This window comes from Spirillospora sp. NPDC049652, from assembly GCF_040675125.1.
Classification (GTDB): Bacteria; Actinomycetota; Actinomycetes; order Streptosporangiales; family Streptosporangiaceae; genus Spirillospora.
Genome location: NZ_JBFAOF010000149.1, coordinates 1 through 11,375, shown reverse-complemented (window position 1 = coordinate 11,375; position 11,375 = coordinate 1). Strand labels below are relative to the sequence as shown.

The window sequence follows — 11,375 nt, the reverse complement described above, 5'->3', positions numbered from 1 at the left end:
GACTTGCCCGCGCCGTTCGGGCCGATGACCGCCGTCCAGGAGCCGCCGGCGACCTCCATGGAGACCGACCGCAGCACCCGGCGGCCGCCCAGCTCGACGTCCAGCTCCCGGACCGAGACCGTCATACGTCCACCTGCCTGCGCGTCGCGCGGAGGACGAGCACGAAGAACGGGCCGCCGACGAACGCGGTGACCACGCCGAGGGGCAGTTCGGCGGGCGCGACGACGGTGCGCGCGACCAGGTCGGCGAGTTCCAGGAAGGTGCCGCCCACCAGCAGCGACAGCGGCAGGACGATCCGGTAGGAACCGCCCGCGAGCCGCCGCACCAGGTGCGGGACGACGATCCCGACGAACGCGATCAGGCCGCTCACCGCCACCGCGGAGGCCGTGGCGAGCGACGCGGCGATCAGGACCAGCAGCCGCACCCGCGCCGCCGACATCCCGAGCGTCGTGGCCTCCTCGTCCCCGACCGCGAGGACGTCCAGCAGCCGTCCGTGCGTGAGCAGCACGGTGACCGCGATCAGCGCGTAGGGCGCGACCATGCGCAGCTGGCCCCAGTCGGCGGTGCCCACGCCGCCGAGGATCCACGCGAAGATCCGCTGGAGCTGCTGCGCGTTGGCCTGCTGCAGGAACGTCTGGACGGCCGACAGGAAGTTGGCCACCGCGACCCCGGCGAGGACGAGCGTGCCCGTCCCGCCGCCGGATCCGCCGAGCCCGCCGCGCGACGCGACCTGACCCAGCCCGTAGGCCATCAGCACGCCGGTGATGGCCCCGGTGAACGCGGCGACCGGCACGGCGAAGCCGGGCGCGCCCGGCAGCGCCACGATCGCCAGCGTCGCGCCGACGCCGGCTCCGGCCGCGGCGCCCAGCAGGTACGGGTCGGCGAGCGGGTTGCGGAACACGCCCTGGTAGCCGGCGCCCGCGATCGCGAGCAGCCCGCCGACCAGGGCCGCCATCAGGACGCGCGGGAGCCGCAGCTCGAAGAGCACGTTGTGCTCGACGACGCTCAGCCCCGAGTCGACGTGGACGAACGGGAGCGTCCCGGCGAGCGCCTTCAGCACGCCGGAGACGGGCAGGTCGGCCGCCCCGACCAGCAGGGCCCCCACCATCGTCGCCAGCAGGGCGGCCAGCGCCAGCACCAGCTGGACGGGTCGGAGCCGCGCCCGCTGCTCCCGGCGGACGCGCGGAACGGCCCCGCCCGCGGTGGGTCCACCCGTGGCGGGTCCGCGCGCGGTGAGCCCGTGCGGAAGGAGCCCGCGGGGGCTCAGCCCGCGGGCGGAGAGCCCGCGCGGCCGGGAGCGAGGGGCGGACCTCACCGTGAGACCGGTGTCACTTGGCGGCCGACGCCTTCTGCACGGCGGCGGCGATGGCCTTGACGAAGTCCGGCAGCCTCGGGCCCCAGCGGGACGCGATGTCGTCGTCCAGCTCGACGGTGTTCTTCTTCTGTACGGCCGTGAGGTCGGACCAGCCGGGGCGCTTGCCGACCGCCACCGCGGACTGGCCGCAGCACTTGGTGTCCGCCAGCAGGATCATGTTCGGGTCGCGGCGCAGCAGGTACTCCTGCGACAGCTGCGGGTAGCCCCCGGAGGCCTTGTCCGCGCCGTCGGCGATGTTCTCCAGCCCGAACAGCCCGTACACCTGGCCGATGAAGGTCTTGGAGGTCACGGTGTGCAGCTGGTTGTCGAGCTCGTGGTAGTAGCTGAGCCTCCGCCCGCCGGCCGCCTTCCCGGCGCTCGCCACCGTCTGCTGGATGCCGGTGCGCATCTGCTCGGTGAGCTTGGCCGCCTCGGCGCCGTGGCCGGTCGCCTTGCCGAGGTCCTGGATCTCGTCGTACACCTCGTCCAGCTTGGTCGCGGCGGGCTCCAGCAGCACCGGGATCTTCACCTTGGCGAGCGCGTCCACGACGCCGTCCATGTCGTTGGACAGCACGACCAGGTCGGGCTTGGTCGCGATGATCGCCTCGGCGTTCGGCTTGAAGCCGCTGAGCTTGGTGCGGGGCGCGTCCGTCGGGTAGTTCGACAGCTCGTCCACGGCCGTGACCTGCTTGCCCGCGCCGATCGCGAACAGCGTCTCGGTGTGGGTGGGGGAGAGCGACACGATGTGCTTCGGCGTCGCGGGGATGGTGACGTCGCCGTTGGCCGCCTTGACGACCACCGGGCCGCCGGTAGCGGTCTTGTCCTTGTCCTTGGCCGAGTCGCCGGAGCCGCCGCAGGCGGACGCCAGCGCCAGGGCGCCGATCACGAGGGACGCGCCGAGCGCGCGCACGGGTCTCACTGCCTGCCTCCAGGGCGAGCGGCGGCAAGCGGCCCGGGGTGACGGACCGGCCCTACCGCGGGGTCGAAGTCGTCGGCGTGCGGCAAGGCGACCTGGCTCGGCCTTCGGGGGAGGCCATCTCAGTTGCGGGACAGCGCCGGGATCTCACCGGACTTCGCTCAGCGCACGCGTGATCTGCAACGTTATCAGCAGGCGGACGGACCGGCGCACGCCCCACTTGACGGAGTGAGCGCTCACTCCGTAGCGTGCGCGGCAACGCCGGACCCACCTCGGGAGATACGCCGTGACCATCAGGCTCAACCACACGATCGTTCCCGCCGCCGACAACGAGGCCGCCGCGCGCTTCCTCGCCGACGTCCTGGGGCTGGAGTACGGGGGCCTCCACCCGGTCGCCGGGCACTTCGCGCAGCTCCGCGTCAACGACGAACTCACGCTCGACTACATGACGGTCCCGGACGCCGGCGGCCATCACCTGGCCTTCGACGTGGACCCGGTCACCTTCGACGCCGCCGTCGCCCACCTGCGCGCGCACGAGCTGCCCCACGGCGACGGCCCCGGCACCCCCACGAACGGCCGAGTGGACGAGCGTCACCCCCTGGGCGCACGCGGCGTCTACTTCGCCGATCCCTCCGGCAACCTGTACGAGCTCATCTCCCCGTCCTGACCGGACGCCAGTAGCGGGCCCACGCGCGTACAGGGAGCCAGCAACGGGCGCACACGCGCGCAGAACGCCTCGACCTCCGCCGGGCCGGGGCGCTCGTCCGCGATGAACATCGCCCTCTGGAGAGCCGGGCCGAAAGCCCCGAAACGCTCCATGTCCTCCTTGCGGACGGGCTGGACCACGAAATGGATGTGGCCGGGCTCCCCACCCGCGTGCGACCACAGGCACACGTACACCTGCTCGGGATGGACGAGTTCCGTGACCGCGGCCGAGAGCTGCCGCAGCAGCGGCCCGAGCGCCGCGCTCTCGGCGTCGTCCAGGTCGGCCACATGGAGGACGTGGCGCAGCGGCTTGGCGACGAGCGTGCCGACCCCGAGGGGAGCGACGGCATGCTCGACCACCCATCCGGAACGCTCGGCGAGGCGGCCACCTGGGAGCGGACGCCTGCCGGAGGCAAGGTCGCAGGCCAGGCATCCCTCATGTGCACGCACGTGGGTCAGGGCTCGCGCACGGGGTCGGAGGCCACGCGATCGCGGGCCTCGCTGAAGAAGTCGTGCACCGCCGTCGCGCCGGGCAGCAGACGCAGGGGCCGCGCCGCACCGAACGGGGCGTTCCAGAACGCCCCGACGTGCATCCGCCAGGGGCCCGCGTAGGCGTAGGGCTCGGGTAGGTACTGGTCGCCGGGAGAGACGCCGTAGTTGACCTCGTCCACCGTGACCGCGACGTCGAAGTGCTCGGGCCACAGGATCGGACGCTCGGACGGGGCGAGTCTCAGCAGAGCCTCCATGCCCCACGCGAACGCGCGCTCGATGACCGCCGCGTCGCCGGCCTCCAGCCCGATGGTGTCGTCGGGTTCGAGCCCGCTGCCCTCCTTGTAGACGCCCTCGGGACGTCCGGCCTCCACGTGCGCGGCCGCGGCCACTTCCTGGTAGGTCAGGCCGTTCATCGGGACCGCGCGCTCACCCACGATGAGCTCCGTCCCGCGCACGCGCAGGAGCGGTTCGGCCACCGTGCCGAAACCGCCGTCCGTCACGGCCAGTTCGATGGATCCGCTCGTCCGGAACTGCGGCCCCGCGAGGATCATCTCGGCGACGCCGTGCAGCGCTCGCCGCGTACCATCCGCCATCATTTCCCGTCACCTCTCCGCCATCCTCCGAACCCGGCTCCCGCAAGTCCATGCGCACATGGCTCCGCCCTGCGGACCGGGTCAAGTCTCACGCCCTGGCAATAGGCAACCGCTTGAGTCCCACGCTAGAGGCCAGGCCCGTCGACCATGCGGTCATTCATGTGTTCCCCGAAGAAAGCCACCTGCCCGGCCATGACCTCGCGCATGGACGCGTCCCTGGAAAGCCCGTAGACGACCCCCGGAAAGTCCATCTTCCGCTGAACCTGCCAGATGTCCTCGTGCCGATCGGGCGAGAAAAGCTGTGCGGGCGCGCCGACCGCGACCCACCCGATCGGCACCACCGAGCCCGCCTCCAGTCGCGACCCGACATGCAGGACGCTGTTGATGCGCATCTCCGCCTTCGCGCCCACCGCTGAACCGGGGAAGAGGGAGGCGCCGGTGGCGAGGAATGCCTCGTCCTCGACAGTCGCGCCGTTGACGTGGGCGTGCGGGCCGACGAGGACGGCGTCACCGATCCGCACCGGGTGGTCCTTGCGCCCGCGCACGAGGGCGTTCTCCATCACGACCACGTCGGAACCGACGGTCACCTCGCCGTCCTCCGCGCTGAGCACCGCGCCGTGGAGCACCCGGGCGTTCTCTCCCAGCCTGACCTCTCCGCACAGCACGGCGGTCGGTGCCACGTACGCCGACGCGGGGACCACGGGACGTCGTCCCCGATGCTCGATCAACATGCTCTCCGGCCTCCTGACCCTCGGGTTATCCACAGTTCCGCCGGTGCCTTTCGCAACGGGTCGGGCCGCCGCGACGATGGGTTCATGACCGTTCTGACCTGGACGAAAGCACCGAACCATGCGATCCGCCCCCTCCTGGACGGCAGGCCCCGGCGGCTCGCCGAGGTCCTTCCCGCCGGAGCCGTGATCGCACGCGGTACCGCCGCCTGGCTGTGGGGGCTGGACGTCCTGCCTCCGGGTGCCCGCCGGGGCGGGTGGGAGCTCGACCTCATCCTGCCGCCGGAGACGCGGCCGCCTGAAGGCGATACGGACGGCGGGGTTCATGGAGCCCCCGACGCCCGCTGGGCGCGGCTTCCCTCCGAACATGTGACCGCGCTCGGCGATGTCCGCCTGACGACGCGGACGCGCACCGCCCTCGACTGCGCGCGCTGGCTGCCGCGCCTGGACGCCGTCGCCGCCCTCGACCAGTTCCTCCGCGCCGGCGTCGGCGCGTCCGAAGTGCGCGCGATGGCTCGGGAGGTGCCCGGCTACCGAGGTTCCAGTCGCTTGTCGGAGGTGTTCGGCCTCGCTGACCAGGGCGCCGCGTCCCCGGGCGAGAGCTGGACCCGCGTGCTGATGATCCGCGCGGGCTTCCCGCGTCCGCGCACGCAGATCCCCGTCCCCGGCCCGCACGGCGAACGGCTCTCCATCGACCTCGGCTACGAGCAGTGGCGCGTCGGGCTCGAATACGACGGCGAACGTCACCACACCGGCCGCCGCGCCCGTGCCCACGACGACCACCGCCGCCGCTGGCTCCGCAGCCAGGGCTGGCAGATCATCCCGGTCACCAAGGACGTCCTGGCCCGTCCGGCGCCCTACCTCGAAGCGCTGCTCACCGCGCTCCTCGACCACGGTTGGAACCCTGACGACGACACCATGGACCGGCTCGCCACCCACCTGGCCCGCCTCCGCAACGGCACGTCGCGGCGCGCGCAATCTGCTCATCTCATCGGCGGCGCGTCCGCGGCCCCTCCCGGCCGGAGCGCGCGGTAGGCGATGAGGCCGACCGGGACGGGTGCCCAGAAGGTGATGGCGCGGAAGAGGAGCACGGCTTGAAGGGCTGGCGTGGTCGGGGTGCCGAGGGCCGTCAGCGCGGCGAGGAGGGCGGCTTCGGTGGTGCCGAGGCTGCCGGGGAGGGGGATGGCCGCGCCCGCGGCGGCGCCCAGGAGGTAGGCGGTCAGCAAGGCGACGGTGTCGTCGGCGCCGGTCATGGTTCCGGGGACGGCCTGGACGCTCAGCGCGAACGCCGCGGCCATCACGAGGGTCGTGCCGCCCGAGCAGGAGAGGGTGAGGGCGAGGTCGGCCGGTCGGCGGCACAGGTCGCCCAGGCCGGTCAGCGCGCGGACGACGGCGGGGGAGCGGACGGCGCGGCGACCCCAGCGGAGCGCGACGGGCAACAGGATCAGCGCGAGCGGGACGAGCAGGAACACGAGCGGCCAGAAGAGGAACGCGAACGGCGAGAGGAGGTGCGGGTCGAGGTGGTCGCCACCGCCCAGGGCGAGGACGGCGGTCACGAGCAGGAGGTCCGCGGGAGCCCCGGCGGCCTGGAGGACGGCGACCGTGACGAGGGCGCTCGCGAGGGGCATGCCACGGGTCACCAGGTAGCGGGTGTTCACGGCGGCGGCGCCGAGTCCGCTCGGGGTGACGCGGTTGGCGGCGGCAGCGGTGAACTGGGTGAGGATCGTCCGGCCCAGCGGAAGCGGCCTGCCGGACGCGCCGCGCAGCGCCACGGCCGCGAAAACGTAATGCAGTGCCGCGAGCAGTGTCAGTGGAAAGAGAAACTCCCACCGGGCGTCGCCGAGGGTTGCGAAGGCGTGGAGTGCGCGGGTGACGCCCTGAGTGAGAACCAGCGCGGTGACGATCGCGGCCAAGGGAACGAATGCGAGGGCGATGCGTATCCAGCGGACGCGGACGAAGGTCGCGCGTGCCCGGTCGAACAGGGCGACCGCCGTGCCGGGGCGGGGGACGGCGGCACCGGCCGGGACGGGGAGCACGGTGGGCGCCACGGGGCCGGCGCCTGCGGCGATGTTCTCCACACTGTGGTTGTCGGCGACATCGGTGACATTTATGCGACCACTGGATTCACTTTGGGAAAACGGTGGCCGCCGGATGGAGATGTCCGCCGGAGAGCGACGCTATGCGGCGGGTTGATACCGGTCTTCGCGGGTTTGTGCGCCGATGTAACGGAGCATCCCGAGCAGCGCGCGGTGGTTCAGGCCGCTCGGCACCATCCGGTACCCCTGCCGGTTGGCGAGCGCGAGCGCGCCGAACCGCGCCTGGTCGAGCGGCGTCCACGGGATGTCGAAGCGGTCCCGGACGACCGACGGCAGGCAGCCGAAGGTGATGAGCCGCAGGGGCCGCTCGGCGACGAACCGTCCCGCGCGTTCGAACCGCGCCCCGCCGACCGGCATCAGCGTGACCGTGCCGGACCCGTACCGCGCGATCTCCAGCGCGCGCGCCGCGGCGGGGGTGAGTTCGAGCCGCTCGGCGCAGACGCGCCAGAACTTCGCCCGGAACGCGGCGTGGTCCGGCGGCACGGGCCGCATGCTCACCCCGTACCGCGAATACCAGGCGACGGTCTCGGCGTAGAGCCGTTCCCGGTCTTCGGCGGTGAGGGTCTCCGGGTGGAACACCTCGACCGATTTGAAGATCTCCCAGGTGAACGTCGCGTGCGCCCACCAGAACGTCTCGGGTTCGAGCGCGTGGTAGCGCCGGTGCCGCTCGTCCACGCCGCCGATGGCGCGGTGCAGGTCGCGGATGGCGCGGGCGCGGTCCGGGCCGTCCGGTGCGAGGATCGTCGCCCAGATCTGCGGCACCGAGCGGTGGATGCGGTCGAACGGCGCGTCGAAGAACGCCGAGTGCTCGGACACTCCCGCGCCGATGCCGGGGTGCATGAGCTGCAGCAGCCCGGCGGCGGCCCCCGGGAGCAGCGACCGCAGATCGCCCGCGTAGTGCCGCAGCAGGGACGGGGCCTCGGCGGCTCCGGTCCCGAAGGGGATCGGCATCGCACCTCCCGGTGACCGGTCACCTCCCAGAGTGGAACCCGCTGAGACGGAAGTCAATATTTGTCTCATACCTAACCCGTGAGCTGCCCGTCCTCCTCCTCCCACGTGCCGCGAGAAGACCGCCGCCAGGAGCCCCGAGCAGACGACCAGCGGGTGCGTGGTCGGGGGATGGTGGTTGCGGAGTGGACAGGGGGAGGGGAGAGGCTGGGCGATCACTTCTCCGCAGAACCGCGGTTCGGTCGCCTTCCACGGCGCGATGGGGTTCACGGTCACCGGTCCGGTCGCCGACTACGACGGTCCTGGCGTCGACCGCGTGGTCTTTCAGCTGAACCTTCCGCCCTCGGCCGGGTGATCGCGCGGGCGCTTCATGGCCACCACCTGCGTCACGCCGCAGAGGTGGTCGGGCGTGCCGTCCGGCGAGGGGGCGGGTACCGGACGGCACGCGTTCTGAGGGCGGGGGGTGCGTCGGTGAGTGTTCGGCCGGGGCGGGGGAGAGGATGCCCGTTTCCCCTGGGGAGGTGCTGTTACGAGGCGGGCTTGTAGATGGCCACGGCGCAGGCGCTGCCCAGGCCGATGTTGTGCTGGAGGGCGATGCGGGCGTTGTCGACCTGGCGGGCTTCGGCCTTGCCTCGTAGCTGCCAGGTGAGCTCGGCGCATTGGGCGAGGCCGGTCGCGCCCAGCGGGTGACCCTTGGAGATGAGGCCGCCCGAGGGGTTGACGACCCAGCGGCCGCCGTAGGTGGTGTCCGCGCCGTCGACGAGTTTGTGGCCCTCGCCGACCGGGGCCATGCCGAGTGCCTCGTAGGTGATGAGCTCGTTGGCGCTGAAGCAGTCGTGGAGTTCGATGACGTCGACGTCCTCGATGGCGACCTCGGCCTCGGCCATGGCCCGCGTCGCGGCGCGCCGGGTGCAGTCGAAACCGACGACCTGGATGGAGGAGTTGTCCTTGAACGAGTCGGCGGTGTCGCTGGCGATGTGGTGTCCGGCGATCTCGACGGCCTGGTCCCAGAGGTCGTGCTCGTCCACGAAGCGTTCGGACGCGAGGACCGCGGCGGCCGCGCCGTCCGAGGTGGGGGAGCACTGCAGCTTGGTGAGCGGGTTGAAGATCATGGGCGCGTTCTTCACGTCGTCCAGGGAGTACTCGGTCTGGAACTGCGCGTACGGGTTGTTCACCGAGTGCTTGTGGTTCTTCCAGCCGATCCACGCGTAGTGCTCGGGCGTGGAGCCGTACTTCTCCATGTGCTCGCGCCCGGCGTTGCCGAACATCTGCGGCATGGGGGCCTTGTCCATCTCCCAGGGGCGCGCGGCCGTCATGGAACGCAGGTGGTGGTCGACGATCGTCACCGACGACTTGCCGACCCCCGCGCCCAGCGAACCCTTCTGCATCTTCTCCATGCCCAGCGCCAGGACGCAGTCGGCCAGGCCGCCCCGCACCGCCTGCCGTGCCAGGTACAGCGCGCTCGACCCGGTCGCGCACGCGTTGGAGACCGTCATGACCGGCAGTCCCGTCATGCCGACCTCGTACAGGGCGCGCTGCCCCATCGCCCCGTACACCGACCCGGCGTACGCCTGCTCGACCGCGTCGTAGGCGACGCCCGCGTCGGTGAGAGCCCTGCCCACCGCCTCCTTGGCCATGTCCGGGTACTCCCAGTCGCGGGAGCCCGGCTTCTCGAACTTGGTCATGCCCACGCCGACGACGAAGCTGCGGTTGGCCATCGGGCTCACCTCCGGGGGTGCCGAATCGGGTTCGGTACCACGATAACCCGAACGACCAATCGAGCGTTCGCTTGGGACGGAGGGTGAGGTCCGTCGCCTGGCGCCGGCCGCCCGGCGCCGCCGGGTCGGGACGGGCGTTCCGAGGCGGCGCCGGGCAGGCGCGGGGCGCTCCTTGTCGCGCGGCGGAGGCGGGCGGACGTGGGCGGGGATTCAGTCGGCCATCGACTTGCGGAGGGCGGCGGCGAAGGCGTTGACGTCGGCCTCCGTGGTGCTGAAGGCGCACATCCAGCGGACCTCCTGCGTCGGATCGCCGTGGAAGGAGAAGTGCTCGCGGAGGCGTTCGGCGGCCTTCTCGGGGAGTCGCGCGAAGACCGCGTTCGCGTCCACCGGACGGACGATCTCGACGCCCGGCACGTCCCGGACCTGGTCGGCGAGCAGGCGGGTCATCGCGTTCGCGTGGCGCGCGTTGCGCTCCCACAGGTCGCCGTCCAGGAGCGCGACGAACTGGGCCGACACGAAGCGCATCTTGGACGCGAGCTGCATGCTCGACTTGCGCAGGTAGGCCGTGCCGCGCACCGCGTCGTCGTTCAGCACGACGACCATCTCGCCGAGCATCATGCCGTTCTTGGTGCCGCCGAACGAAAGCACGTCCACGCCCACGTCGGTGGTGATCGCGCGGAGGGGGACGTCGAGGGAGGCCGCCGCGTTCGTGAGGCGGGCGCCGTCCATGTGCAGGAACATGCCGAGCTCGTGCACGCGCGAGGCGATGGCCGCGATCTCGTCCGGGGTGTAGACGGTGCCGACCTCGGTGACCTGGGTGATCGACACGACGGAGGGCTGGGAGCGCTGCACGTTCCCGACGTCTCCCGTGTAGCGCGCGACCGCTTCGGGTGTCAGCTTCCCGTCCACGGAGGGCAGCGGGATCAGCTTCAGGCCGCCCACATGCTCGGACGCACCGCACTCGTCCCTGTTGATGTGCGCGCAGTCGGCGCAGATCACCGCGCTCCAGCGTTCGCACATCGCCTGCAGCCCGACGACGTTCGCGCCGGTGCCGTTGAACACGGGGTAGGCGGCGGCGTTCGGGCCGAAATGGCGCCGGACGACCTGGTCGAGGCGTTCGGTCCACGCGTCCGAGCCGTAGGCGACCTGGTAGCCGTCGTTCGCCTCGGCGAGCGCGGCCATCACTTCGGGGTGGACACCCGCGTGGTTGTCGCTGCCGAAGCCGTGGTGGACGTCAGAAGAGCTCAAGACGGGTTCCGTTCAACTCGGAGGAGGGCCGATCCCAGAGGCCGGCGACGGTCGCGGCGAGGTCGGTCACGTGCGTCAGCCCCGGCTTGGCCTCGCCGACCAGCGCCTGCACCACGAGGATCGTCGCGGCGCTCCCGGCGGGTTCGCTCGCGGACGCGAAGGAGGCGGCCATCGCCCGGGTCCAGGTCTCGGCGGCCGCCTTGGCCGCGCCGTAGGCGGCCGAACCGGCATCGGGACGGCGGGCGGCCGGCTGGGACACCATGGCGAACCGTCCGGACGGCGCGTCGCGCAGCGCGTCGTGGAAGGCGAGCGTGGTGTGCTGGAGCGTCCGGACGATCTGGTCGTGCAGGAACGTCCAGTCCGCGAGGTCGGTCGCGGCGAAGGACGGCGCGCCGCGCCAGCCGCCGACCAGGTGGATCAGCCCGTCCACGCGGCCGTGCTCGGAGACGACCGCGTCCGCGAAGCGGCGGGTCGCGTCCTGGTCGAGCAGGTCGACGGCGGTGGGCGAGATCCGGGGGGAGTCCCACTGGCGGACGCTTCGGCGACGACGTCGCCGCCGCCGGCGTCGACTCTTACA

The 11,375-nt window shown here is 72.1% G+C and carries 12 protein-coding genes; 2 read left to right on the top strand and 10 right to left on the bottom strand.

Going from position 1 to position 11,375, the window contains the following annotated elements:
* Nucleotides 1-121: 121 nt before the first annotated feature.
* Nucleotides 122-1,108 carry a FecCD family ABC transporter permease gene (locus AB0J52_RS13125; RefSeq protein ID WP_500181802.1) on the bottom strand — a complete coding sequence of 329 codons (987 nt, stop codon included), beginning with the start codon at nucleotides 1,106-1,108 and terminating at the stop codon, nucleotides 122-124.
* 220 nt (nucleotides 1,109-1,328) lie between these two features.
* A complete protein-coding gene (locus AB0J52_RS13120; RefSeq protein ID WP_500181801.1) occupies nucleotides 1,329-2,273 on the bottom strand; it encodes an ABC transporter substrate-binding protein in 945 nt (314 codons plus the stop codon).
* A gap of 283 nt (nucleotides 2,274-2,556) precedes the next feature.
* Between AB0J52_RS13120 and AB0J52_RS13115 the strand changes: the two genes are divergently transcribed.
* Entirely contained in the window at nucleotides 2,557-2,937 is a 381-nt protein-coding gene (locus tag AB0J52_RS13115) for a VOC family protein (RefSeq protein WP_500181800.1), read from the top strand.
* Here AB0J52_RS13115 and AB0J52_RS13110 read toward each other — a convergent pair.
* From AB0J52_RS13110 to AB0J52_RS13100, 3 genes are all read right to left on the bottom strand, one after another.
* Nucleotides 2,886-3,335, bottom strand: a complete 450-nt coding sequence (locus tag AB0J52_RS13110; protein WP_500181799.1) for an HIT family protein — start codon at nucleotides 3,333-3,335, stop codon at nucleotides 2,886-2,888. The genes AB0J52_RS13115 and AB0J52_RS13110 overlap by 52 nt on opposite strands.
* 95 nt (nucleotides 3,336-3,430) lie before the next feature.
* On the bottom strand, nucleotides 3,431-4,063 hold the full coding sequence (locus AB0J52_RS13105; RefSeq protein WP_500181798.1) for a hypothetical protein: 633 nt from the start codon (nucleotides 4,061-4,063) through the stop codon (nucleotides 3,431-3,433).
* A 122-nt stretch (nucleotides 4,064-4,185) separates the two neighbouring features.
* Nucleotides 4,186-4,740: a gamma carbonic anhydrase family protein gene (locus tag AB0J52_RS13100; RefSeq protein WP_500181797.1), complete on the bottom strand. Its 555-nt coding sequence runs from the start codon at nucleotides 4,738-4,740 to the stop codon at nucleotides 4,186-4,188.
* 135 nt (nucleotides 4,741-4,875) lie between these two features.
* On the opposite strand from AB0J52_RS13100, the gene AB0J52_RS13095 reads away from it, so the two are divergent.
* Nucleotides 4,876-5,823 carry a type IV toxin-antitoxin system AbiEi family antitoxin gene (locus AB0J52_RS13095; protein ID WP_500181796.1) on the top strand — a complete coding sequence of 316 codons (948 nt, stop codon included), beginning with the start codon at nucleotides 4,876-4,878 and terminating at the stop codon, nucleotides 5,821-5,823.
* On the opposite strand, the gene AB0J52_RS13090 is transcribed toward AB0J52_RS13095, so the two are convergent.
* The 5 genes from AB0J52_RS13090 to AB0J52_RS13070 form a co-directional block, all read right to left on the bottom strand.
* On the bottom strand, nucleotides 5,772-6,836 hold the full coding sequence (locus AB0J52_RS13090; RefSeq protein ID WP_500181795.1) for a lysylphosphatidylglycerol synthase transmembrane domain-containing protein: 1,065 nt from the start codon (nucleotides 6,834-6,836) through the stop codon (nucleotides 5,772-5,774). The genes AB0J52_RS13095 and AB0J52_RS13090 overlap by 52 nt on opposite strands.
* Before the next feature lie 129 nt (nucleotides 6,837-6,965).
* On the bottom strand, nucleotides 6,966-7,835 hold the full coding sequence (locus AB0J52_RS13085) for an oxygenase MpaB family protein (RefSeq protein WP_500181794.1): 870 nt from the start codon (nucleotides 7,833-7,835) through the stop codon (nucleotides 6,966-6,968).
* Nucleotides 7,836-8,359: 524 nt separating this feature from the next.
* Complete coding sequence (locus AB0J52_RS13080; RefSeq protein WP_500181793.1) at nucleotides 8,360-9,550, bottom strand: thiolase C-terminal domain-containing protein; 1,191 nt, start codon at nucleotides 9,548-9,550, stop codon at nucleotides 8,360-8,362.
* Nucleotides 9,551-9,760: 210 nt separating this feature from the next.
* Nucleotides 9,761-10,798 carry a threonine aldolase family protein gene (locus tag AB0J52_RS13075; RefSeq protein ID WP_500181792.1) on the bottom strand — a complete coding sequence of 346 codons (1,038 nt, stop codon included), beginning with the start codon at nucleotides 10,796-10,798 and terminating at the stop codon, nucleotides 9,761-9,763.
* Nucleotides 10,785-11,375 (bottom strand): SDR family NAD(P)-dependent oxidoreductase (locus AB0J52_RS13070; RefSeq protein ID WP_500181791.1); only part of this gene is annotated, 591 nt, incomplete at its 5' end. The genes AB0J52_RS13070 and AB0J52_RS13075, both read right to left, overlap by 14 nt.